This window comes from Micromonospora sp. DT81.3 (genome assembly GCF_049847225.1).
Taxonomy (GTDB): domain Bacteria; phylum Actinomycetota; class Actinomycetes; order Actinomycetales; family Microbacteriaceae; genus Microbacterium.
In genome coordinates this window covers 1-23688 of sequence record NZ_JBNCNY010000014.1, presented here as the reverse complement: position 1 = coordinate 23688, position 23688 = coordinate 1, and the positions used below count along the sequence as shown (strand labels likewise).

Genomic DNA, 23688 nt, shown 5'->3' with positions numbered 1-23688 from the left:
TCACGCCCGCGGGGCGCGGGTGCGCTTCTCAGACGGGCTCGGGGACCCGTTCGTCAGTGGGGAGGGCGGGGACCGCGACCCGGTTGAAGGTGCGCAGCCGCAGGCTGTTGGTCACCACGAACACGGATGAGAACGCCATCGCGGCGGCGGCGACCAGGGGGTTGAGCAGGCCCAGCATGGCGATCGGAACGGCGGCGACGTTGTACGCGAACGCCCAGAACAGGTTGCCCTTGATCGTGCCCAAGGTTCTGCGAGCCAGGCGGATCGCGTCCGCGACGACGAGGAGATCGCCGGAGACGATGGTGATGTCGCTGGCCGCGATCGCCGCGTCGGTGCCGCCGCCCATCGCCAGACCGAGATCCGCAGCGGCCAGTGCGGCGCCGTCGTTCACGCCGTCCCCGACCATGGCGACCACGCGTCCCTGCGCCTGCAGACGGCGGATCACATCGAGCTTGCCCGCAGGGCTCATGCCGGCGTGCACCTCGTCGATTCCCACGAGCGACGCGACCTGCAAGGCCGCACCCTCGTTGTCGCCGGTGAGCAGGATCGGTCGGAGGCCCAGCGCGCGGAAGCGCCTGATCGCCTCGACGCTGGTCGGTTTGACGGTGTCTGCGACGGCGATCGCACCGAGGTACTCGCCGTCGCGGGCGACCATCACGACCGTTGCGCCTCCTGCCGCCAGCGCGTCGGCCTCCCGCTGTGCGCGGGCAGACGGGCGGATGGTCCACTGCTCCCGCACCCACGACGGGCGGCCAGCGATCACCAGCGACCTGTCCACCATGCCCTGGACACCCAGCCCGGCGTGCGAGGCGAAGGTCTCGGCGTGCGGCACGGTCGGCGCCGCCGTCACGATCGCGCGGGCCACCGGGTGCTCCGAACCGGATTCCACGGCGGCGGCGACGCGCAGCAGCTCGTCTCGGGCGACGCCGGGTGCGGGAAGGATCTCTGTGGCGGTCATCCGGCCGGTGGTGACGGTGCCGGTCTTGTCCAGCACGATCGTGTCCACCTTGCGGGTCTGCTCCAGCACCTGGGGTCCACTGATGAGGATTCCGAGCTGCGAGCCGCGTCCGGTGCCGACCAGCAGGGCGGTGGGGGTCGCCAGCCCGAGGGCGCATGGGCACGCGATGATCAGCGTCGCCACCGCGGCGGTGAAAGCCAGTTCGAGGGAGCCTCCGACCAGAAGCCACCCTCCGAACGCCGCGACCGCGAGCAGGATCACGACGGGAACGAACACGGCGGAGACCCGGTCGGCGAGACGCTGCACGGAGGCCTTTCCGGCCTGCGCCTGCTCCACGAGCCGACCCATCCGCGCGAGCTCGGTGTCGGCGCCGACGCGGGTCACCTCGACCGTCAGCCGGCCGCCGACGTTGACCGTCGCGCCGACCACTCGGGATCCCGGGGTGACCTCGACGGGGATGGACTCGCCGGTGAGCATGCCGGCGTCTATGGCCGAGGATCCATCGGTCACGAGCCCGTCCGACGGGATCTTCTCGCCGGGGCGCACCAGAACGATGTCGCCGACGACGAGCTGGGTGACGGGCACCCTCTGCTCGACGCCGTTCATCAGCCGGGTGGCATCTTTCGCCCCCAGTTCGAGGAGCGCGCGCAGCGCCTCGAAGGAGGACTTCTTGGCGCGTGCTTCGGCGTACCGGCCGGCGAGGATGAAGACGGTCACCAGGGCGGCGACCTCGAGGTAGATCTCGTGACCGCCGGCCTGCGGTGCGCCGATCAGCGTGAAGCTCATCGTCATACCCGGCATCCCGGCCCCACCGAAGAACAGCGCGTACAGCGACCATCCGAACGCCGCGATCACCCCGAGGCTGATCAGTGTGTCCATCGTCGCGGCACCGTGACGGGCGTTGATGGCCGCGGCGCGGTGAAACGGCCAAGCGCCCCACACGGCCACAGGGGCTGTGAGCGTGAGGGCCAGCCACTGCCAGTAGGTGAACTGCAGCGCGGGGATCATCGACAGCACGGCCACCGGCAGGGCGAGGGCGGTGCTGATCAGCAGCCGGCGGCGCAGGGAGGCGACCTCGTCATTCTGGGGTGAGGCGTTCCCGGAAGCGTCGGTGCGGTCGACCGGCGGTGCGGGAAGCGCGGCCCGGTAGCCGGCGGATTCCACCGCGGCGATGAGGTCGGCGGGGTCGACGTCGTGCCCTCGAACGCTTGCCTTCTCGGTGGCGTAGTTCACCGTGGCCTCCACTCCGGGAAGCTTGTTCAGCTTGCGTTCGATCCGGGTGGCGCACGATGCGCACGTCATCCCGGTGATTTCGAGCTCGACGTCGACGGTGCTCATGCTGGTGCGCCTGCGAGGGTGTAACCGGCCTCCTCGACGGCGGCCTGGACGGTCGCGGCGTCGAGCGGTGCGGCGCTCTCGATCGTGACGCGGGACGCGCCACCGGCGTTCAGGTCGACGGATACGCTCTCCACGCCCTCCAGGGCGGTGAGTTCTTCCTTGACGCTCATGGCGCAGTGCGCGCACGTCATTCCGGCGACCAGGATCTCGGTGCGGTCGTTTATGGTCATGGGTGTCTCCTTCGAGTGGGGGTTGGTGTGCTCAGGAGCGGACGAGGCGCGCGATGGCTTCATTCGCCTCGCGGATCTTCTCCGCGGCGACGGGTCCGCCTTCGGCACTGGCTTCGGCTACGCAGTGAGTGAGGTGGTCGGCGAGGAGCGAGAGGGCGACCGTTTCGAGCGCCTTCGTCGCCGCGGACACCTGGGTGAGGATGTCGATGCAGTACTTCTCTTCATCGACCATCCGCGCGATGCCGCGCACCTGGCCCTCAGCGCGACCGAGCCGCTTCAGCAGGTCTTCCTTGTTGGCCACGTAACCGTTCATGCGAATACCATACCCCCCTACGGTATAGAAACGGCGAATCGGAGGGGAAAATTCCCGCCGACCCTCATGCCAGGCTGCGCCCTGGATCCGAGGGATGGCCAACTGCGCCGACGGGCATGCGGAAACTATCGGCTGCCCACCTCGTGGAGCGGCGGCCGACGTATCCTGGGCCGATGGTGGTCGGTCGCGGAACGTTCGGTCCTGTGCGACTCGCCTGGATGGATGCCGCGGCATCCGCACCGCTGGCGGCGGATGTGCTCGCGCGCTTCGGAGATCAGCAGCGCCGAAGGTTCGCCGCCCTCGAGGAGCCCGCGGCGCGCAGATTCCTCGCTGGTCGACGCCTCTTGGCGGCCCTGATCGACGAAGCCCACGAAGGCGCGGACCTCACCATGGGATCGACGTGCGAGCGATGTGGCGCAGAGCACGGGCGCCCGCGCTTCGCGCGCGTCCCGGTAGAGGTCAGCGTGAGCTATGCGGGAGACATCGTGGCCGTGGCGGCCGTCGCATGTGCCCACGCGTCCGGCGTGGGCATTGACATCGAGCGGCGTCCGAGCGACGGCGCGGACTCTCCGCTCGGCGGGCTGGCCCCGCTCTTCGCGCCCGGGCGACCGCCGAGCACGTCGGAGTGGACGCTCCTCGAGGCCGCGCTCAAGGCCGACGGTCGTGGAGTCACAGCAGACCTGTCGACCGTGCGGATCGGCGACCATGCGAGCGGGTCGTTGCCGGGTTCGCGTGCCGTTCTGATGCCGTGGCGATCCGACAGCGTGGATGCCGCGGTGATCCCGGGCCCGGAGGGCCACGTGATCAGCGCGGCGGTCGCTCGTCCGGCCGCGGCGTCGCGAGCCGCCTGATCGATCGTTCGCCGCCGGCGCTCGGAAGGTCGGGGAGTCGCGGTCGTTCGAGCCACGCGTTCAGGAGTCCTGCCGCCGACTTCCCGAAGGCATCGACGGCGAGGGTCACGAAGTCCGCGGTCGTCGCCGTCGACGAGCCGTACGTTTTGATCCACGTGCGCAGCAGAGCGAAGAACGGCTGGTCTCCCACGGCGAGGCGGAGGGCGTGCAGGGTCAGCGCTCCCCGCTTGTACACCCGGTCGTCGAACATCAGGTCGGGGCCCGGGTCGCTCAGGACGAGGTCCTGCGGAAGCGCGGCTAGACGCGCGTTGTGCGCGAGGGCGTTCTCGTGAGCCGTGAGCCCGCCCGCGTACTCCGACCACAGCCACTCCGCGTAGCACGCGAAGCCCTCGTTGAGCCAGATGTCCTTCCACCTGGCGACGCCGACGCAGTTGCCGAACCACTGGTGTGCGAGCTCGTGTGCGACCAGCCGCTCGTACGTTCCCGCACCGGCCACGTGGTTCGCGCCGAACACGGCGATTCCCTGTGCCTCGAGCGGGATCTCCAGCTCGTCATCCGTGACGACCACGGCGTACTCGGGAAGCGGGTACGGGCCGAAGAGCTCTTCGAAGCACGAGAACATCCGTGGCAGGTCTGCGAAGTCGGCGTGCACCCGGTCCGCGAGGCGGGCGGGGTAGTACAGCCGTCCGACCGCTGCCCCGAGTGCCAAGGCCTCCTCCACGTAGTGACCGATGTGCACCGTCATCAGGTACGTGGGTGTAGGGCAGGCCTGGTCGAAGACCCACGTCGACTTTCCGCCGCGCGTCGTGAACTCGCTGCGAACCCCGCTCGCGACGACCGTGTACGCGCGGTCGGTGGTCACGGAGACGCGGTACGTCGCCTTGTCGGACGGGATGTCGTTGCAGGGGAACCAGGTGGGGGCTCCGGTCGGCTGGGCGGCGACGAGCGCACCGTCGTCGAGCTCCTCCCAGCCGATCGTGCCCCAGCGGGAACGGCGCGGTCGCGGCGCGCCGGCGTAGGCGACCGTGATCTCGAATCCGCCGCCCGGTGCGAGCGGTGCGGGAAGCGTGATGCGCAGCTTGCGGTCGCTCTGGTGGAAGCCGGGCACGCGCACCCCCGCCGTCGTGACCTTCGTCGCCCGGAGCCCGAACAGGTCGAACGCCAGCACCTTCGTGGCCGCGACCACCCGTCCGCGGATGGTCGCGGTTCCGCTGAGCCGATTGGTGCTCACCTTGTAGTCGAGCGTCAGGGCGTAGTGGTCGACCTCGATGCGCGGGTCACCGCTCTGCGGCGTGTAGGAATCGGCCCTCATGCGTCCACTGACTGGTACACCCGCACCGTCACGGCACGCCACGGCCCGATGGGGTTGCCGCTCCACCTGCTGCCGATCGGGACGGACTCCCCTCGCATCACGAGAGAGGCGGGGCCGACGGTCGCGTTCGCGCCGATGTTCGCGGCGGGCAGGATCACGCTGTGCGGCCCGAGCGTCGCGCCCGCTCCGAGTGTGACCGTGTCGATGCTCATCACCCGATCATGGAACAGATGCGTCTGCACCACACATCCGCGATTGACCGTCGCCCCGTCTCCGAGGGTGACCAGGTCGGGCTCGGGCAGCCAGTAGCTGTCGGTCCAGACGCCCCGGCCGACCTTCGCGCCGAGCGAGCGCAGCCACATCGCGAGTGCGGGAGTTCCGGCAGCCGCGTTCGCGAACCATGGCGCCGCGACCATCTCGGTGAACGTGTCCGCGACCTCCGTCCGCCAGACGAAGCTCGACCAGAGCGGGTGCTCGCCCGCGCGGATCGGACCGACGAAGAGCCACTTCGCGATCGTCGTGATCACGGCGGCGGCCGCACCGGCGAGCAGCAGCACGACACCCGAGCCGAGGATCGCCCAGGCGAGCCCCCACGTGTCGATGAGCCAGGCCAGCGTGAACAGCACGGCGAGAGCGATCGCGCACGTGACGAGAACCGGGATGAGGCGGCACAGCTCCCAGAGCGCGCGCGCGACGCGCAGAGAGCGACGGGGCCGGTAGGTGCGCTCGAGGTCGCCGTCGTTCACCACGCGCCGGAGGCGCACCGCGGGCGAGCCGAGCCATGAGGATCCGGGCTTGGACTTCTCCGGCGCCACGGAGAGCACCGCGACGAGACCGTCGCGGGGAACGCGGTGGCCGGCGCCCGCCATGCCGGAGTTGCCCAGGAACGCGCGCTTCCCGATGCGCGCACCCTCCAGCCGCATCCAGCCGCCCTTCAACTCGTACGTGGCGACCATGGTGTCATCGGCGAGGAATGCCCCGTCGTCGATCGTCGTGAGCGACGGGATGAGAAGCACGGTGGATGCCTCGACGCCTTTTCCCACGTCGGCACCGAGCATCCGCAGCCACAGGGGGGTGAACAGGCTCGAGTAGAGCGGGAACAGCAGCGTGCGCGCGGAATCCAGGAGCCGTTCGATGGTCCACGCCTGCCATGCCACCCGGCTGCGCACCGGATGCACACCTTCGGTGAGTCGGATCGACAGCAGCCGGACGAGCAGGCACACGGAGAGGGCGAACGTGGTGCCCACGACCAGCGTCGCCGGCAGAAGCCAGGCGATCGCGCCGGGTATCGCCTCAGCCATCGAGGACGCTCCCGCGATCCCCTGCGCCAGCACGATCCCGCCGACGGCGATCGCGACGAAGGGCAGCAGCCCGAGCACGGCAGAGGAGACGCCGTAGGCCCACAGCCAGCGCCGTGGCGCGGGCGGGCGCTCAGGCGCGAGCGCGTTGGATGTGCCTCCGACCCGCACCGCAGGGGAGCCTGCCCAGCGCTGGCCGGCTCTGACGCGACCGAAGACCGCGGAACCCGGTGCGATCTCCGCATGGCGGCCGATCCTCGTCCCGGGGGCCAGTGTGCTGCGGGTGCCGATCGTCGCGCCCGCTCCGATCCGGATGCCGCCGATCCGCACCGTGTCGCCGTCGATCCAGTAACCGGAGAGGTCGACCTCCGGCTCGATCGCCGCGCCATCGGCGATCTCGAGCATGCCGGTCACCGGCGGAAGGGAGTGCAGGTCGACGTCCGCGCCGAGCTTCGCGCCGAGCGCGCGGGCGTAGTAGCTGACCCACGGCGCCCCCGCCATGCCCACGGGATCCACCTGGTGGGCGACCTGCTCGGCGAGCCAGAGCCGGAGGTGCACTCCTCCGCCACGGGGGTAGTCGCCCGGCCGCACTCCGCCGAGCAGGAGACGGGCGACCGCTGCGGATGTCGCCATCCTTCCGAGCGGTGTCACGAAGAGAACGAGTCCGATGACAACGAGCCACAGCGGCGCCGCGGGCAGGAAGTCGAAGCCGGGGAAGAGGCGCAGGATCCAGCTCGCCGCCAGCAGCCAGAACGTCCACCTCAGGCCGGCGAAGATGAAGAGCGGCACCCCCGCAGCGGTCTGCACCCACTGCATGATCCGGGGGGTCGGCCGCGGGACGCTGAACGTGTTCGGCAGGCCCCCGAGTTCGGCTGCCTCCGCCTCGACCGCATCGGCCATCTGACGCAGGCGGGGGAGGTCGTACACGTCCGACATCGTGAACTCCGGCGCGCGACTCCGGATGCGGGAGACGAGCTGGGCGGCGGCGAGCGAGCCGCCGCCGAGTTGGAAGAAGTCCGCATCCTCGTCGGACGGTCCGATGCCGAGCACCGCTGCCCACTGCTCCGCGAGCCAGGCCGCGGTTCCCGTCAGCGAGGAGTGTGCGTCATCCGTGTCGGTCAGCGGCCATGGCAGGGCCGCCTTGTCGACCTTGCCCGACGTGCGCACAGGCAGGTCGTCGACCACGGCGAGGAGCGGGATCAGCGGCGCCGGCAGCAGGTGCGCGAGTTCGGCGCGGGCCGTTCGGCGATCGAACCCTTCGGCAGGTACGACATAGCCGACCAGGAGCGATACCCCGCCCTCGGAGCGCTGCACGACCACGGTTGCCGCCGTGACGGCGTTCAGCGATTGGAGAGCGGACTCGACCTCGCCGAGCTCGATGCGCCGACCGCCGATCTTGACCTGGTCGTCCGCGCGACCCTGGAAGACGAGGCCGGCGGGGTCCATGCGGACGAGGTCCCCGGAGCGGTAGGCGCGTTCCCACCCGAGGGTCGGCATCCCGGCGTACTTCTCCGCATCCTTCGCACCATCCAGGTAGCGCGCGAGGCCGACGCCGCCGATGATCAGCTCACCGATCTCGCCGTCGCCGACCGGTACGCCGGTCGGGTCCACGACGGCGAGCGCCCACCCGTCGAGGGGCCGTCCGATCCGCACCGGCCCCTGCCCGTCGAGCGGAGCCGCACACGCGACGACGGTCGCCTCGGTGGGTCCGTACGTGTTCCACAGCTCCCTCCCCTCCGCGACGAGTCGTGTGACGAGGTCGGGCGGGCATGCCTCACCGCCGAAGATCAGGAGCCGCACGTTCTCGATCGCGTCCTGCGGCCACAGGGCGGCGAGCGTCGGCACCGTGGAGACCACCGTGATCCCGTGGCCGACGAGCCACGGTCCGAGATCTTCCCCCGATCGAACCAGGGCGCGGGGCGCCGGAACGAGGCACGCGCCGTGACGCCAGGCGAGCCACATCTCCTCGCACGACGCGTCGAACGCGACGGACAAACCGGCCAGCACCCGGTCACCCGGTGCGAGCGGTGCCGACTGCAGGAAGAGGCGCGCCTCGGCATCGACGAAGGCTGCGGCCGATCGATGGGTGACCGCGACCCCCTTCGGCACTCCCGTCGAGCCCGAGGTGAAGATGATCCATGCGTCATCGTCGAGGGTGGGCGCGGGAACGGACGGTCGGTCACGCGAGCTGGGGTGCGGGATGTCGGCGAAGAGGTTCCCGGCCGCGGCATCCGTCGCTGTGGATGCCGACGGCTCGAACACTCCCTTCCCGGTGATCACCCCCTTCACGCCGGCTTCACTGAACACCAGGTCGGCGCGCTCCTGTGGGTCGTCTGCGTCCACGGGCACGTACGCCGCTCCCGCCGCCATGATCCCGAGGATCGCTGCATACAGCTGGCGGCCGCCCGACTGCATGCGAACCCCGACCCGGTCGCCGCGACACACGCCCTGCGCGTGCAGGCGCACGGCGATGCGGCCCACGAGCGCGAGCAGTTCGGCATAGCTCAGCGCGCCGTCCGCGTCCTCCATCGCCGAGGATTCCGGGAATCGCTCCGCCGTCTCGCGCAGGATGTCGATCAGCGTCCGCGGGGACGGCGCCGCGGCCCTCCGATCGAGCTGCTCCTGCATCGGTGCTGTCAGGAGGACAGCAGCGCGACCAACTGCGCCTTGTTCGAGCGGGAGAACCCGGTGTGTCCGGCGGCACGAGCGCGCTCACGCAGCTGAACGATGGTGAACGAGGCCAGGTTCTGGGCGGGCGGCTCGTTCTTCGCCCCGGGGGACGATGCCGCGACGGCGACCGGGGTCGGCTTGAGGACCGTTTCCACGACATCCGCGGCCGCCACAGCCGGATCGTCTCCGGCGATCTTCGCGGTGCGCGGCCGCCTCACGACAGGCTTCTTCGCCGTGGTCGTCTTGGCCGTGGTCTTCTGGGCGACGGGCTTCTGGGCGACAGGCTTCGGGGCTGAAGGCTTCTGGGCGACAGGCTTCTGGGCTGAAGGCTTCTGGGCTGCCGGCTTCGGCGTCACGGGCGTCTGCTCCGCGGCCTTCTGGACCACCGGAGTCAGGGTCACAGGCTTCTGAGCCAGAGCCTTCTTCGCCGCAGCCTTCTGCTTCTTCGCAGCGGCGGCCTTGGCGTCGGCCAGCTTGCCCTCGGCCTTGTCGGCCGCCTTCTCGACCCGGGCGATGGCGGCCACCGCCTTCTTCTCGACCTTCCGGGGATGGCGCGCGACCTTCTTCTTCGACGCCTGCGACGCATCCTTGGCGTCGTCGGCCAGCGATCGGAGCTTCTTCGCGTCCTTCTTCGGCAGCGTCCTGCTCAGCCTCTTCGCATCTCTTGCGGCTGCGGCGGCTGCATCCAGAGCGGCACCGGCCGCCCTCTCCGCCTTGGTGGTCTTCGCCATCGTGACACCTTCTCCTTCGTCGGAAGCCCGCGGAATCGGCGCCTCCTAGAGGGGATACAGGCTACAGGGGCAACAAGAACGGCTGAGGAGCGACTCAGCCGCCCGACCCGAGCCGGATCCCCACAGGGGGTTCAGGAACACGGTGACGCTCGCGTGGACGCGCGGCCATCCTGATGTTCGTCGACTATCCCGGAGACGGCCGTGTGATGCGACCATGGCCGTATGACCGTGCTGTACGTGCTGGTCGGCGGGTGGCCGGCATCCGGCAAATCGACGCTCGCGTCGGCTCTCGCGGCGGAGCTCGGACTGGCGCTACTGAGCAAGGACGCGATCAAAGAAGCGCTGATGGATGCACTCGGCGCTCCCGCATCCGTCGAGGAGTCGCGTCGGCTGGGCCGCGCCGCCGTGCACGTCGCTCTCCGGGCCGCCCTCGACGTTCCCGGGGCGGTCATCGACAGTACGTGGTTCGATTACACGAGGCCGCTCGTCGCTCGCCTGCACGGCACTCGGGTTGAGGTGCGGTGCCACGTCCCGCTCCAGACCGCTCGCGCTCGATTCGAAGCGCGCGTCCGCGATGGCCGCCACCTCGACCTTCAACGGACCGCGGAAGAACTGTGGGGAGAGCCGGTCGCACCCTTGGGCGTCGGCCCGCTGCTCGAGGTCGACACGAGCCGCCCCGTCGACATCCGGGCTCTCGCCAGGCGAATCAGATCCGAACTGCCGGACAAGACGGAGCAGCCGGCGACGGAGCGAGGGATCAACGGTGCGACCGGGGCGCACGGGCCGACGCGAGAGTCATAGGGTCGTAGGCGTGAACCGCAACGAGCCCGGACCACCGACGGTGACTCTGCCTGACGCGTCAGTGGTGTGGGTGAGCGGTTCGCACGGCAAGCTCGGGCGGGAGGTCTGCCGTCAGCTGCGCGCGGCCGGTGTCCAGGTGCTCGAGGCGGACGCGCACGGACCGTCCCCGGTGGAACTCACCGATCCGGACGCGGTCGCGCGGTCCATGCGTGGTGCGACCGCCATCATCCACTGCGCGGCGATCCCGAGCCCGGAGAACATCGAGCCGAGCGAGCTCGTTCGCAACAACACGATGGCCTGCTTCAACGCGCTCGAGGAGGCCTGGCTCGCGGGTGTGCGGACGGCGGTCTTGATTTCCAGCGGATCCATCTACGGCACAGCATGGTCGCCCGACCCGCTCTTCTTCTCCGCTCTGCCGGTCGACGAGTCGACGCCGCTGGAGTTCGTGGACCCGTACGCGCTGACCAAGGACTTCACCGAACGCATGGGCGAGATGTACGCCCGACGCGGGATGACCGTCACGGCGCTGAGGCTGCACTGGATCCTCACCGCGCGCGAGGCCGAGCACGTCGCCCGCACCGCGGACGACACCGAGGGCGCCGCGAACCTCTGGGGATGGGTGGAACTCGAGGACGCCGCTCGGGCATGCGTGCTCTCCCTGCAGCCTCGAGCGGAGCACCGCGGCTACGAAGCGATTGTCATCGCGAGCGACGAGACGCTCTCGGAGACTCCGACCGGCGACCTGCTCAACCGCCACCTTCCCGACGCTCGCCGGAAGCGAGACTTCGATGGTCACACGGGTGGGTTCGACACCTCCCGTGCGGCCAGCGTGATCGGCTGGCACGCGACACGCTCGTGGCGACACCCCTAACGCCTCCGACGGAAGGATGTCAGGGCTCGGTCTGTTGGCCGCGGTCGAAGGACGCCGCGAGCGCCTCCAGCGTGGCGGAGCGTTCTTTGATCGCGATCCTGCGGAGCAGGGGAGCGGCCAGCCGGTACAGCCCGTAGGTCTGCATCCTCGCGGTGTGGCGCACGAGCGTCGTGCCGTCATCGACTTTCTCGAGCGAGTACGCCGGCCACCCCTCGAGCTTGAGCTTGCCCGCCTTGGACCGGTCCCACCAGTGGTACACCAGGGTGTGGGGCGGCTCGTATTTCGCGATCTCGCCAGGAGTGGGACCGAAGGACGTCTCATCGAGATAGGTCGTGCCACGGGTCGGCGGCCCCGGCGATGTCTGCCGAGTGTGTCGAAGCATGCTGCCTTTATCGGGCATCCAGTCGTTGTGTCCGTCGATATCCGCCAGACGAGCGAAGACGTCCTCAATGCCCGCATCCACGGTGCGAGTCAACTCGAACTCGATGACACCCATGACCTGAGGATACGACTCCGGGCGCCGTCGTCCGTCAAGCAAACTGTCTCGCCCCGAGTAGCGTCTAAGCGAGGGGCCGCCGCCTCGACTCGCCGAACACCCAGGGGGTTAGCCGTGCCCGAACAGTCGCCGTCCGCGTGGAAGCGCTTCTGGGAGCGGGGAGGGGCGTGGAGGGCCCTCCTCCTCGCCGCCGTCTACTACGGCCTCTACCAGTTGATGGGTCTGCTGGTCGGAGCGGTGTTCGGGGACGGCGGCGGCATCCGAGGCGAAGAGGGCAGCGCGATGGACGTCCTCATCGCGACGGCGCTGCCGATCATCCTCGCCAGCGTGCTGCTGGTCGTGTTCGCCCTCTCGCTCGGCTGGCTGAAGGAGCTGTTCGGCCGCCAGCCCGTTCCCGGGCGTCGATGGATGTGGGTCGCGGTCGGCGTGGTGCTCGCGATCAACGTGTCGGGGTTCCTCAGCATCGACTACGCGCGGGCCGGTGCCGGGCTCGTGGCGGCGTGGCTGTTCACCGGGCTGTTCGTCGGATTCGCCGAAGAAGTCCTCACCCGCGGTTTCGTCGTCACCCTCATGCGCAAGGCCGGTCACGGTGAGATCGCGGTCGCGCTGGTCTCGTCGGGGATCTTCGCGGCTCTGCACATCGGGAACCTGTTCACGAGCGATCAGGGTCTGGCGACCACCTCGCTCCAGGTCATCTACACGTTCTGGTTCGGGCTCTGCATGTACCTCACGCTCCGCGTGACCGGCCACCTCATCTGGCCGATCCTGCTGCACGCGACCACGGACCCGACCCTGCTGCTGCACGGCCAGGATCCCGCCTCCAACCTGTTCGGGATCGTCCCGGCGCTCAGCACCTACCTGATCATCCTCACGGGGGTCATCCTGCTGATCGTCCTCATCGTCAGCGAACGGCGGCGCGCGAAGCAGGATGCCGTCACGGGAGCCCCGATCGCCGTCTAGAGGCGGGACACCAAGACAAGGGGGCCCCGCGCTCATCGCGCGGGACCCCTGATGCCCTTTACCGGCTCAGCCGGCGACGAGCTCGTCGTGGTGCGGTGCGAGTCCGCCTCCGCCGTCCGTGTTGGTCGTGCCCTCCGGGCCCGCGATCGTCGGGAGCCGCAGGCTGCTCGGAACGTATCCGCCGCGCACGCCGTTCACCGACTCGGTCGAGTAGGAGAACACGCCGATGGCGACCGCGATCGCGCCGGCGTTGACGCCCAGTGCCTCGATGCTCACGTTCTCGATCGAGTCGCAGGCCTCGTGGTAGCACGGATCGAGCTGTTCGCCCGCTGTGCCGCCCCAGATCGCCGCCTGTTCCTCGGTCTTGGGCTCCTCCGCGCCGGTGAACAATCCACCGGACGGGATGCCCGCTTCGATGAACGCCTGGTAGTCACTGCGCCCGCTGAACTCGGCATCGTCGTACGGGACTCGAAGAGTGCTGAAGTACCCCTCGAACAGGTTCTCGATCTGCACGGAGCCCTCGGGGATCGGGACGCCCTCCGGCGCCACGAAGCCCGACTGGTCCGCGTCGTACACCGTGTAGATGTAGTTGGGCGAGCCCGTCATGTCGAAGTTCAGGTAGAGCCCGATGCGGTCACGTTCCGCTTGGCTCAGTCCGAGGACGTATTCGCTCGAGCCGACCAGACCGTCCTCCTCTGCGCCCCACCATGCCAGACGGATGGTGTTCTGCGGCTTCAGCTTCGAGAAGGTCTGTGCCACCTCGAGGAGCGTGGCGGATCCGCTGCCGTTGTCGTTGATTCCAGGACCCTCACGAACCGAGTCGAGGTGAGCGCCCGCCATGACGATGTTGTTCGCGTTCCTGCCCGGAAGCTCGGCGATCACGTTCTTCTGCGGACGTGACCCGGGCTCCGCGATCTGCACGCGGGCCGTGGACCCGGCCTCCGCGAGCGCGACTCCGGAATCGAACGACGTCGAGACGACGGGGATGCCGCGCGGTTCGGTGACCTCACCGATCAGCGTCACGTTCGTGAAGACATCCGAACGCGCCGGGGTGTTGCCCTGGTTCATGATGATGACGGCTTCGGCCCCTGCCGTCTCGGCGTTGAACGCCTTGACGCCGAATTCGCATGTGCCGCGCTGCACGAGGGCGATGTCGGCCGGGCCGGAGAAGTCGAGCCCGTCGAAGTCCTCCGTCTCGCATCCACTCGTGACGGGATCGCGAGGCAGGTCGAGCACGAGGTCGACCGGAATGATGGTGCCGGTCACGTCGCCGTACGCGCTGCCCACGAAAGACCCGGAGGCACGCTCGGTCTCGGCCGGGGTGAGCTGCGTCAGCACGGGATCGTAGTTGAACAGGTACGGGAACTCATCGATCGTGACCTTCCAGCCCGCCTTGGTGAGCGTGTCGACGACGTAGTCCACGCTCCGCTCATAGCCGGGAAGTCCCGCAGCGCGGTTTCCGCCGTTCTCGTCGGCGATCTTCTGGAATGCCTGCATGTGCTCGTAGACGCCGGGGGCGGCGACGCACGTCGCGATCTTCTTCACGCTGATGGCCGTGCCGATGTCGCATTGAGCCGGTGCAGCAGTGGCCGCCGTCACCGGCGCTAGGGCGAGTGCGGTGACCGCGACGGCGGATGCCGCCACGGTCAGTGTCCGCGTGTGCTTCTTCGGTGGATTCAATCGTCTCTCCTGTCGGTGGGCTCAGCACCACGACGGCGCTGATGCTCCGACCCTAGGAGTGCCGCGGCGCGGCGAACAGAGGTGGCCTCGATGCTCGCGGCGCTGTAGCATGCGCCGGAGCCGGCGGCGGGGGGCACTTCGTGGAGGCGCAGCGCAGCGAGCGGCCCTCGCTCAGCCGAGGCGTTCGAACTCGCTGATCCGCCAGGTCTGGTCGAACCAGCCCTCCAGTGGTCCATAGATGCGCAGGATCGGGAACCACGCCTTGCCGGGGAGCGTCTGCACCCAGTTCGATTCCTTGCCTTCGGGTGAGGTGGGTCCGAAGTACAGATCGTACGAACCGTCGTCGTTGGCCTGGATCTTGCCGTCGTTGCTGGCCAGCGCCGGGTATGGCGTCGATGGGACGACCAGCAGCGACCGGGTCTGAGTGTCATAGACGTCGACCGCCCAGAAGTTCTTCGCCGGCGGGTTGGCATCGACGTGCAGGCGGTAGGTGCGAGCTCCGTCCAGCAGGTCGCCGTCGGCGTCGTGCACCGTGTAGGCATAGGCGGAGCCCGCTCCGATCTGTGCGTGCGCCATCGCGGGCGTGATGACGGTCGCGAGGTAGTGGAACTGGGTGCGAGCCTCCAGCAAGCGGGCACCGTCACGGAGGAATTCGTAGCTGCCGCCGACGAATCCGTTGCGCCACGAACCGTACAGCACCGCATCGGGGTCGCGCGGCGCATAGGCGATCACCCGGGCGATGCCCGCGCCGATCGGTGCGGCCTGCTCGAGAATCGCCCTCAGGCGTGCATCGGGTGCGAACGGCTGACCGCGCACGATGCCTATGGATGCGAGCTGCCCCGCGCGCTCCGCGTCGAGGGCATCCGCCGGTTCCTCCTGCACGAGCTCCGCGACCTCCTCGTAGAAGGAGAAATCGTTGGCGTGGACGGTGTTCACCGCGAGCTCGGACAGGTTGATGAACTCGTTCGCGTCTGGATTCTCCGCCTGGGCGAGCGGGTAGATGCGCGTCTGCTTCATGGCGGGGACGCCGCCGAGGGCCCGCAGCACCACGAAGTTGGTGAAGGTGGGGGTTCGATACGTGAAATAGCCTTCGGGAACGTCCCCGTCGAAGCCGGGTGGGAGGAACAGGTACTTGCCGCCGGCTCCCCGGTCCGGCCCTGCGATTCCCATGTCTGCGACGTACCGGAACCAGAAGTCGTCGACGACGCAGAGGGACTGCGGCGGCGCCTCGATCACCGTGGGACCCCAGGCTTTCAGGTCGAGCATCGTGACCCCGTATGTGGTCTCGGTGTTCGGTGTGAGGAAGAGGGCCTTCGACGTCGCCCTCGGCTCGGTGATGCCGATCTGCCTGGCCGTTTCGACGCCGGCTGTGCGCAACCCGTTGCGGAATGCCACCAGCGATGCCCCGGGCACGGCATTCAGAAACACCTCGATTCCCGTCATGAGGTCCAGCGCGTCGTAGGCCGTCGTGGCCGTTTCCGGAAGGGGAACACCGTCGAAGAAGCGAAGATCTCCGAAGGGGGATCGAATCGTGTCGGGCGCGCTCAGTGAAGCCACCGCCTTCGCCATCTCGTCGCTGCTGAGCCCCGGGCGGTTCTGGTCCGACATGCATCTCCCTCACATAGCGATGTTCCCGGCTTCACGCAGACACGCGAGTCGTGTCCGCAATCCAGAGCGATGACCGGACGAGCCTCAAGATACTTGCCTGGATTCGTGCCCGACTCATGCAGACAGCGTGAGACGCCCGCGATGCCTTGTCCGGTGTCGGAGGCAGTTGGCAGACTGGCCGCACCGACGCGAGGAGTCCGGCATGGCCGACGAGGACGTTTCGAGACGTGGACCAAGACGTGAGGCGGATGAGGTGGGCGTGATGTCTTCGCACGTGATCAAGCCGCTGACCCCCGAGACCTTCCCGGCGTGGCTGGCACTTGCGCAGAAGCACAACGGGGTCTGGGGCGGGTGCTACTGCCATTACTTTCACGGTGACACGGCGCAGACCAGCAAGAGCGATCACCACGGGCCGACGTTCAAGGAGCGACTCGTGGCGGAGGGCGTCGCGCACGCCGCGCTGGTCTTCGACGGCGACGATGCGATCGCGTGGTGCGAGTACGGCACTCCGGTCGAGCTGCCGAACATCTACCACCGCAAGCAGTACGACGCGGGCGAGACCAAGCCGGCGCCGTGGCGCATCACCTGCTTCTTCGTCGACCGCGACCATCGGCGTTCTGGTGTGGCACGGGAGGCGCTGGATGGAGCGCTCGAGCTGATCGCGCAGGCAGGCGGAGGCGAGGTGGTTTCGTTCCCCAACGAGCTCGTGCCCGGCAAGAGAACCTCATCCTCCTTCCTCCACAACGGGACCAGGGCCATGTTCGAGAAGGCGGGATTCACGTTCGAGCGCCACATCGGCAAGAGCAAGACCGTGATGCGCAAGACGATCCCGCCGGCCTGAGGCTGACGCCGGGGACGGGTGGGGTTGCGGTCGGCCGGTGCTCTCAGCCGATGCGGGCGACGGAGACGGGCCGCTGTCACGAGCACGACGCCCGCCAGCAGCAGGAGCGGGGCGATGGATGCCGGGACGGCGGGCTCCGCGCCGGTGGCGGGCAGCGCGCCCGAACCGGAACCTGTGCCGCCCGCAGGAGCGGGCGGCGCTCCGACCACCTGGAAGGTGCCGACGGCGGGTCCGCTCTGCGCCCCGGTGAGGGTGACGGTGTGCGTGCCAGGGGTGAGGTCGGCGGGCAGCACGATCGCGTAGGAGACGTCGCCGTCGTCGTCGGCGGTCTTCGTCCCGAGATCGACGGGGTCGGACTGGAGCACTCCCCGGCAACCGCTGTCCCTTGCGATCAGGCGTACGGCTAAACGGGCACTGTTCGCCGTCCTTTCATCGGCCGTTCATGGTCTGCCCGCCGGCGCTCTGCGAGTGTGGGCGGCAATGGCGACGGTCACGTGTCCGGCGTCTGAACCGTTCCGGAAGGACGCAGCATGAGCGACACAACCACCGACGCCCCCGTTCTCGAGCTCCTCGCTCGCATGACGACCGATGCCTACGAGAGTTCGAGCCTCGACCTCGACACCCTGATACTCGTGCGCATCGCAGCGCTCGTCGCCGTCGATGCCCCACCCGTCTCCTATGCCCTCAACCTGGACGTCGCGGCTGAAGACGGCCTCGACCTCGACACGATTCGGGGTGTCCTGACCGCAATCGCGCCGATCGTCGGGACGGCGCGCATCGCGGCCGCCACCGCCAACATCATCCGAGCCTTCGCCGCCGAGGCGGCCCTCGCGGATCTCGAGGTCGCCGAGCTCGACGACGAGTTCGACGACGACCTGTAGGGCGCCGTGGCGGCACTCGACTGGGACGCCGTGACGCGCAACTACGGGCACGACGTCCCGGTGCTCGGGTCAACGATGAGCGTGGTCGACGTCGGCCCGGTGGATCGAGCGACCGGGCCGGTGCTCGTGTTCCTGCACGGCAACCCGACATCGTCCTTCCTGTGGCGCAAGGTGATCGCGGCGCTCGCATCCCGGTACCGATGCATCGCCATTGATCTGATCGGCATGGGGGGCTCTGGCAAACCCGCCATCGGATACTCCTGGACCGACCATCGTGCGTACCTGACGGAGACCCTTGATTGTCTGGACGTCGGCACCCAGCCTGTGCGCTTGGTGACCCACGACTGGGGCGTCGGGCTGGGCATCGAGTACGCCCGCACTCATCCGCTCCGCGTCGCGGGAGTGGCCTTCGCGGAAGGCCACCTCCGACCGCTTCCATCCTGGGAGGCTTTCGATGAGGGCGGTCGGGAACTCTTCCGCCGGCTCCGTGATCCGGTCGACGGTCGTAGAGAGGTCCTGGACGACGACGTCTTCCTTACGGCGATCCTCCCAGGCGGGATGCACCACCAGCTCACCATCGAGGAGGCGCGCGCCTATCGGGAACCGTTCCCGACGCCCGCCTCACGCCTCCCCATCTGGGCGTGGGTGACGCAGATTCCGGTACGAGGTGATCCGGCTCCCGTTCACGACGCGCTCAGCGCCAACTACGAATGGCTGGCGCATACCAGCACACCGCGGCTTCTGCTGCACGCCCATCCCGGCGCCATCATCACAACCGCCGTTGCGCGTGAATTGGTGGCGGACATACCGGCCATCGCATCGGTCGACGTCGGACGAGGGCTGCACTTCCTGCCGGAGGACCAACCGGAGAACATGGCAGCGGCACTGGCGGCGTGGGCCATCGCGACGGCAACCGTCGACGAGGGCGTGCGAGGCGCGTAACGCGCCCGGCGCTCCCAACGAACCCCTTGTCAAGCCGGCCGAGGTGCACGGAGGATGCCGGTATGAGCGAAACAGAAGAGACCGGCGACGTCACCGTCAACGTGGTCGATCGGCTTGCCGCACGATTCCCGACCCTCGCCAGGGATCACGTCGCCGAAGTGGTCGATGAAGAGCACGAACGCTTGAACGGTGCTCGCGTCCGCGATTTCATCCCCCTCCTCGTGGAGCACGAAGCGACCGAGCGGCTCCGCCTCGAGGCGGACCCGCAACTGACCGTCGACGAGCCTCTCCAGGAAATGCCAGCGAATGCGAAGTCGGGAGTGGACCCCATGGAGCATCAACGACGCGCTGAACCGCCAAGCGGTCCGCTGCTGGGAGACTACGGCCGCGGCTGACGGATGCGCGATGGGGCGGAGCCGCCTACTCTGAATGGGTGGTATCGAGCGCCGATGCATTCGAGAAAGCGTGGGTGAACGTCCCGCCCGAAACACGCGAGTGGCTGGTTGCGCATCCGAGGGAGCTCGTTCCACCCGTGGTCTGGCGCCCACTGACGAAGGCGGGGGTCGAGCTGTTGTGGGAACGGATGCACGCGAACGGCTTTCTGGAGCTATCGCCATCGACCTGGCAGTTCGTCGACGGCGTGCGTGCCAGTACCACTTCGCAGTCGGGGACACGAGGCCCTGCGCGGTCCTTGTCCGACGCGACGCCTCTCGCCGGCGAATGAGGCGCGGTCGACCGAACGCCCGTTTGTCGAAATCGTCGATCGTCGTGCGTCTCCCCTCCGACGCCACCGTGGCGGAACAGGAGGACATCATGACGACTCAGAAGATCCAGCTCGCGATCAAAGCCAGCCCCGCAGAGATCTGGACTGCCCTGACCAGCCCGACTCTCAGCCCGGCGTACTACTACGGGTTCGAGGCTCACTACGGCGAGAGGGCCGGCGAGACGTACTCATACGTCAGCGACGGAAAGACCGTCATCAGCGGCGAACTGCTCGAGGTCGACGAGAACAGGAAGCTGCGCATGACGTTCGCCGGTACGTGGGCTTCTGATGTCGCGGCCCTGCCAGACTCGGTCGTCACCTACGAGCTCGGCGACACCGCCATGGCGTTGCCGGGCCTGACCGCGCTCACGCTCACACACGAGGGGCTGCCTGATACTGTCGCCTCACGCAACGTCGAGAAGGGATGGGTGCTCATCCTGTCGGGGCTGAAGACCCTGCTCGAGACAGGTGCTCCCCTCGTACCGGCCCCTGCGCACTGACCGAGGGAGCACGGGCATGCAATACGCCATCCTGGCGATGGAATCCCCCCGCGACTACGACGCACGCACCGACCCCGCCGCGTCGCCGGAGTACTGGGCATCCTGGGCGGCCTACGTGTCGGCGCTTCGCGAGAGCGGTGTGATGGGTGCCGGCGCCGCCCTGCAGCCTCCCGAGACCGCCACCACCATCCGGCTTCGCGGCGGGACGCGGGAAGTGCAGGACGGGCCGTTCGCCGACACCAAGGAGCACCTCGGCGGGGTCTTCCTCATCGAGGTCGCTGATCTCGATGAGGCGATGCGCTGGGCGGCGAGGTGCCCGGCCGCCGTTCACGGCAGTGTCGAGGTCCGCCCCGTCCTGCCCGCGATGGCGTAGCCGTGGACCGTGTCGACGAGGCGCTCGAACAGGCCTACCGCCAGTTGTTCGGGCGCCTCGTCGGCTGGCTGTTCCGGCGGACCGGAGACCTGCAGCTCGCCGAGGACGCCGTTGCGGATGCCTTCGCTTCCGCGGTGGTGGCGTGGCGCGGGAAGGGTATCCCCGACAGCCCCGAGGCGTGGCTCCGGGTCGCCGCTCGGAACAGCGCGATGAGCGCGCTGCGGCGCGCGGCTCGAAGCGTCACCGTCGCCCCCGAAGACCTCGAATTGATCCCCGAGGACGATGTGCAGCCCCGTGAACTCGATGACCGCCTCGGGCTGATGCTGGTGTGCACGCACCCGGCGATCGACGAGCGGATGCACGCCCCTCTGATGCTGCAGGCGGTGCTCGGTGTCGATGCGGCCCGCATCGCCTCGGCATTCCTCGTGTCGCCGGCGACGATGGGCCAGCGTCTGAGCAGGACGAAGACGAAGATCCGGGATGCCGGCATCCGCTTCGCTCTGCCTCCGCGTGAACAACTCACGCCGCGCCTGGACGCCGTGCTCCAGGCCGTGTACGGGGCGTACGGGATCGGCGATACCGTCGGCGGTGACGGCGACGCCGATCTCCGCGCGGAGGCCCTCCGGCTCAGCACGCTCCTTACCGAACTCCTCCCAGATCAGGCCGAGACCTGGGGGTTGCTCGCCCTCATACTGCACACCCGAAGCCGCCGCACCGCCCGGGTCGCCCACGGCGCGTTCGTGCCTCTCGCCCAGCAGGACACCGCACTGTGGTCGAAGCCTGATCGAGGGCGCGCCGACGCGGCACTTCGCCGGGCCGCAGCGCTCGGACAGATCGGCCGATTCCAGCTCGAGGCGGCCATCAGCGCGATCCACTCCTCCCGCGCCGACGGCCACGACACCGACTGGGACACGATCGTCGTGCTGTACCGCGGTCTTCTTCGGATCGCCCCGTCCGTCGGGGCGACGCTTGGGGCGGCGGCAGCGCTGATCGAGGCCGGGGAGACGACAGAAGCCGCCGCGCTGCTCGACGCCCTTGCCCCGGAAGCGGTTCGCGATCACCAGCCGTACTGGATCTGCCGCGCGCAAGTCGCGCAGGCGAGCAACGACGACGCCGCGGCACACGCCGCGTTCGACAGGGCGATCGGGCTGACATCGGACCCTGCGCTTCGGCGATACCTGCTCTCGCGGCGATAAGCGGTATGGCGACCGAACATCTGCCCAGCCGCAGACCCACGTCCTTGTCCTGGTGAGAGCAGACTCTCGCGCTCGTGCGGTTACTCCGTCCACGCCCGCGTTGTGTCGGCTGTCTGCCCGTAGCGCGCGGGACCGGTGGGGCGGTATGTCACCACGATGACCCCGTTGGACACGACGGTATGCTCGGTCAGTTCGAGAGCACGATCCGGCCCGGTGTCGGGGAACAAGCGCTCGCCCTGTCCCACGACAACGGGCGCGATGAACAGGTTGACGGCATCGACGAGGTCGTTCGCGAGCAGCCAGCGGATCAGCGTACGACCGCCCGGGGTCACCACCTCACCGCTCGCCTCGCGCACCGCACCGGAGACAGCCGCGGCCGAGTTCGCGGGGATCACGGTGGTGTGCGCCCAGGCAGGGCTCGCCAAGGTGTCGGATGCGACGTACTTGGGCTTCGAGTTCAGCGCCCTGCCGATGGGCGAATCCATCATCTCGGGGACTGCGCCCCATGATCGGGCGAAGACGTCGAAGGTCCAACTACCGAACAAGAATGCATCGGCCTTCTCGTAGACGGCGTTCAGGGCCCCCTCGACGGCGGGGTCGGCATACGGCATCGCCCACCCACCGCGCTCGAATCCGCCCCGACGATCTTCGTCTTCGGCGCCCAAGCCCTGCATGACTCCATCTACTGACACCCAGCTCGTTGTCGTCAGCGGCATCCTGATCCTCCATTCGTCCATCAGCCGTGTATCGTAAAACCATATGGTTATAGATCCGTTGAGGGAAGAGCAAGTCGATGAGTTGCTGCGGGCGCTTGCCGACGCCACCCGTCGCGACATCCTCCGTCGCTGTGCGCTGGACTCCCCGTCCGTCTCGCAGCTCGCCGAGGCGTACTCGATGAGCTTTCCGGCCGTGCACAAGCACGTCGCCGTGATGCAGCGGGCCGGCTTGATCACCAAGGAACGACGCGGGCGGGAGCAGCTGGTCCGTACCGACGTGGAGATGGTCCGCCGCGTGAGGCACGCCCTGGATGATCTCGAATCGGCGTGGCGCGGTCGGGTCGAGCGGATGTCGGACCTGCTCACATGACGGTCGTCAGGGTCGACACCGACGAGCAGGAGTTGTCGGTCACCGTGAATGGCTACATCGGTCACCGGTCCGACGGTTCCGATATCGGACAGGTCGGCGAGTATCTCCAGCTGATCAGTTCCGGTGGGCCGCGCCCGCACGGGGAGCACTGACTTCGTCGCCAGACGAACCTCGCCGCCTCTCCTCGTCTGCGTCCCACCACCGGCAGAGCGGCTCGATGAGCTCCCGAGCGGGTGTGACCATCTCGTCGCCCGACCCGCACCCGCAGCCGAGCGGAGCCTCCGAGCTCATCCTTGGCCGAGGTTCGTGACCAGGTTGATGGCGACTGCGATCAGGGCCGTGCCGAAGAAGAACGACAGGAGTGCTCGTTGGTGCCTCCCGGGTCCTGCCGCCACAGCATCCGCCACACCCGTGTGAGGGCGATGATCCCGGCAGCGCACCACCCGACGAGGGGTGCCAGTGCAGGCGAAGCCGCCACGGCAGTGATGATGCCGGCGACGATCCCGGCCCCGACGCAGGTAGGCTCGGCGGGCTGAAAGGACCCGATCGTTCACGATGCTCCTTGGGTGGGCAGCTGCGAGGGCGTCAGCCTCCCAACACCCCCCGGGATGGAACGCGCATGCCCGCCGCACTCTAAGGTGGCGCGCTGCAGCTGGTTTGTGACGTTCGCGTCACGGTTCGTTTCGTTCATGTAAGCGTCCGCCCCCGCCTCTTCCGCACTCGTCGGGAGTGTGCCAACAATTGCGTAGGGAATCGCCGATGAGGTCGCCACCTGACATCTGGGGGCCGAATCGACGTTTTGCGGAGGACCCATGCCACGCCTATTCCCTTACCGAGCACTTGCGCTCGGCATCTTCACACTGCTCGTCCTGGCGGGGGTCGCTCAGCCAGCGCCCGCAGCTGCTGTCACTTCTGTGGGACCCGGAACGTACGAAGAGACTTCCGGCGCGATCCAATACACCGGGTTCTGGAGGTCACTCACGTCGAGT

At 68.6% G+C, this 23688-nt stretch carries 24 protein-coding genes; 14 read left to right on the top strand and 10 right to left on the bottom strand.

Annotation, left to right across the window (positions count from 1 at the left end):
* Positions 1–28: 28 nt before the first annotated feature.
* From ACPW96_RS20870 to ACPW96_RS20860, 3 genes are read right to left on the bottom strand one after another with little or no spacing between them, the layout of a single operon-like run.
* Positions 29–2296 carry a heavy metal translocating P-type ATPase gene (locus ACPW96_RS20870; protein WP_425885452.1) on the bottom strand — a complete coding sequence of 756 codons (2268 nt, stop codon included), beginning with the start codon at positions 2294–2296 and terminating at the stop codon, positions 29–31.
* Positions 2293–2526, bottom strand: a complete 234-nt coding sequence (locus ACPW96_RS20865; RefSeq protein WP_425885450.1) for a heavy-metal-associated domain-containing protein — start codon at positions 2524–2526, stop codon at positions 2293–2295. The genes ACPW96_RS20870 and ACPW96_RS20865 overlap by 4 nt, the downstream gene beginning before the upstream one ends.
* Positions 2527–2557: 31 nt before the next feature.
* Entirely contained in the window at positions 2558–2839 is a 282-nt protein-coding gene (locus ACPW96_RS20860) for a metal-sensitive transcriptional regulator (RefSeq protein ID WP_425816687.1), read from the bottom strand.
* Between the two features lie 173 nt (positions 2840–3012).
* Between ACPW96_RS20860 and ACPW96_RS20855 the strand changes: the two genes are divergently transcribed.
* Positions 3013–3690 carry a 4'-phosphopantetheinyl transferase family protein gene (locus ACPW96_RS20855; RefSeq protein ID WP_425816688.1) on the top strand — a complete coding sequence of 226 codons (678 nt, stop codon included), beginning with the start codon at positions 3013–3015 and terminating at the stop codon, positions 3688–3690.
* On the opposite strand, the gene ACPW96_RS20850 is transcribed toward ACPW96_RS20855, so the two are convergent.
* The 3 genes from ACPW96_RS20850 to ACPW96_RS20840 are packed head-to-tail and all read right to left on the bottom strand — an operon-like array spanning position 3644 to position 9701.
* Positions 3644–5002 (bottom strand): M1 family metallopeptidase, encoded by a 1359-nt coding sequence (locus ACPW96_RS20850; RefSeq protein WP_425885449.1) that lies wholly within the window; start codon positions 5000–5002, stop codon positions 3644–3646. The genes ACPW96_RS20855 and ACPW96_RS20850 overlap by 47 nt on opposite strands.
* Complete coding sequence (locus ACPW96_RS20845; RefSeq protein WP_425885447.1) at positions 4999–8928, bottom strand: Pls/PosA family non-ribosomal peptide synthetase; 3930 nt, start codon at positions 8926–8928, stop codon at positions 4999–5001. Before ACPW96_RS20845 ends, ACPW96_RS20850 begins: the two co-directional genes overlap by 4 nt.
* Positions 8929–8936: 8 nt before the next feature.
* The gene (locus ACPW96_RS20840; protein ID WP_425816694.1) at positions 8937–9701 is read right to left on the bottom strand and encodes a hypothetical protein; all 765 of its coding nucleotides are present in this window, start codon (positions 9699–9701) and stop codon (positions 8937–8939) included.
* A gap of 222 nt (positions 9702–9923) precedes the next feature.
* Here ACPW96_RS20840 and ACPW96_RS20835 point away from each other — a divergent pair, with 222 nt between their 5' ends.
* Positions 9924–10502: an AAA family ATPase gene (locus ACPW96_RS20835; protein ID WP_425816696.1), complete on the top strand. Its 579-nt coding sequence runs from the start codon at positions 9924–9926 to the stop codon at positions 10500–10502.
* 10 nt (positions 10503–10512) lie between these two features.
* Positions 10513–11373 (top strand): NAD-dependent epimerase/dehydratase family protein, encoded by an 861-nt coding sequence (locus tag ACPW96_RS20830; RefSeq protein ID WP_425885445.1) that lies wholly within the window; start codon positions 10513–10515, stop codon positions 11371–11373.
* 19 nt (positions 11374–11392) lie between these two features.
* Here ACPW96_RS20830 and ACPW96_RS20825 read toward each other — a convergent pair whose 3' ends face one another.
* The gene (locus tag ACPW96_RS20825; RefSeq protein WP_425885443.1) at positions 11393–11869 is read right to left on the bottom strand and encodes an SRPBCC family protein; all 477 of its coding nucleotides are present in this window, start codon (positions 11867–11869) and stop codon (positions 11393–11395) included.
* A gap of 114 nt (positions 11870–11983) precedes the next feature.
* Here ACPW96_RS20825 and ACPW96_RS20820 point away from each other — a divergent pair, with 114 nt between their 5' ends.
* On the top strand, positions 11984–12829 hold the full coding sequence (locus ACPW96_RS20820) for a CPBP family intramembrane glutamic endopeptidase (RefSeq protein ID WP_425885441.1): 846 nt from the start codon (positions 11984–11986) through the stop codon (positions 12827–12829).
* 66 nt (positions 12830–12895) lie between these two features.
* Here ACPW96_RS20820 and ACPW96_RS20815 read toward each other — a convergent pair whose 3' ends face one another.
* Positions 12896–14509, bottom strand: coding sequence for a M28 family peptidase (locus tag ACPW96_RS20815; RefSeq protein WP_425885440.1), 1614 nt, complete (start codon positions 14507–14509; stop codon positions 12896–12898).
* A gap of 171 nt (positions 14510–14680) precedes the next feature.
* Positions 14681–16117, bottom strand: a complete 1437-nt coding sequence (locus tag ACPW96_RS20810) for a DUF1254 domain-containing protein (protein ID WP_425885438.1) — start codon at positions 16115–16117, stop codon at positions 14681–14683.
* 262 nt (positions 16118–16379) lie between these two features.
* On the opposite strand from ACPW96_RS20810, the gene ACPW96_RS20805 reads away from it, so the two are divergent.
* The 8 genes from ACPW96_RS20805 to ACPW96_RS20770 all read left to right on the top strand — a co-directional run bounded on the left by ACPW96_RS20805 (position 16380) and on the right by ACPW96_RS20770 (position 21613).
* Positions 16380–16958: a GNAT family N-acetyltransferase gene (locus ACPW96_RS20805; RefSeq protein ID WP_425816708.1), complete on the top strand. Its 579-nt coding sequence runs from the start codon at positions 16380–16382 to the stop codon at positions 16956–16958.
* A gap of 50 nt (positions 16959–17008) precedes the next feature.
* Positions 17009–17365, top strand: coding sequence for a hypothetical protein (locus ACPW96_RS20800; RefSeq protein ID WP_425885437.1), 357 nt, complete (start codon positions 17009–17011; stop codon positions 17363–17365).
* Between the two features lie 123 nt (positions 17366–17488).
* Positions 17489–17839 carry a carboxymuconolactone decarboxylase family protein gene (locus ACPW96_RS20795; RefSeq protein WP_425816712.1) on the top strand — a complete coding sequence of 117 codons (351 nt, stop codon included), beginning with the start codon at positions 17489–17491 and terminating at the stop codon, positions 17837–17839.
* A gap of 6 nt (positions 17840–17845) precedes the next feature.
* On the top strand, positions 17846–18781 hold the full coding sequence (locus ACPW96_RS20790) for a haloalkane dehalogenase (protein ID WP_425885435.1): 936 nt from the start codon (positions 17846–17848) through the stop codon (positions 18779–18781).
* Between the two features lie 62 nt (positions 18782–18843).
* A complete protein-coding gene (locus ACPW96_RS20785; RefSeq protein WP_425816716.1) occupies positions 18844–19176 on the top strand; it encodes a three-helix bundle dimerization domain-containing protein in 333 nt (110 codons plus the stop codon).
* Between the two features lie 418 nt (positions 19177–19594).
* A complete protein-coding gene (locus ACPW96_RS20780; RefSeq protein WP_425816718.1) occupies positions 19595–20044 on the top strand; it encodes an SRPBCC domain-containing protein in 450 nt (149 codons plus the stop codon).
* Between the two features lie 16 nt (positions 20045–20060).
* The gene (locus tag ACPW96_RS20775; protein WP_425885434.1) at positions 20061–20417 is read left to right on the top strand and encodes a YciI family protein; all 357 of its coding nucleotides are present in this window, start codon (positions 20061–20063) and stop codon (positions 20415–20417) included.
* Between the two features lie 2 nt (positions 20418–20419).
* Positions 20420–21613 carry an RNA polymerase sigma factor gene (locus ACPW96_RS20770; protein WP_425885433.1) on the top strand — a complete coding sequence of 398 codons (1194 nt, stop codon included), beginning with the start codon at positions 20420–20422 and terminating at the stop codon, positions 21611–21613.
* An 80-nt stretch (positions 21614–21693) separates the two neighbouring features.
* On the opposite strand, the gene ACPW96_RS20765 is transcribed toward ACPW96_RS20770, so the two are convergent.
* Entirely contained in the window at positions 21694–22329 is a 636-nt protein-coding gene (locus ACPW96_RS20765; RefSeq protein ID WP_425885431.1) for a dihydrofolate reductase family protein, read from the bottom strand.
* Between the two features lie 43 nt (positions 22330–22372).
* On the opposite strand from ACPW96_RS20765, the gene ACPW96_RS20760 reads away from it, so the two are divergent.
* Complete coding sequence (locus ACPW96_RS20760; protein ID WP_425885430.1) at positions 22373–22699, top strand: ArsR/SmtB family transcription factor; 327 nt, start codon at positions 22373–22375, stop codon at positions 22697–22699.
* Complete coding sequence (locus ACPW96_RS20755) at positions 22696–22851, top strand: hypothetical protein (RefSeq protein ID WP_425885429.1); 156 nt, start codon at positions 22696–22698, stop codon at positions 22849–22851. The genes ACPW96_RS20760 and ACPW96_RS20755 overlap by 4 nt, the downstream gene beginning before the upstream one ends.
* Positions 22852–23688: the final 837 nt, after the last annotated feature.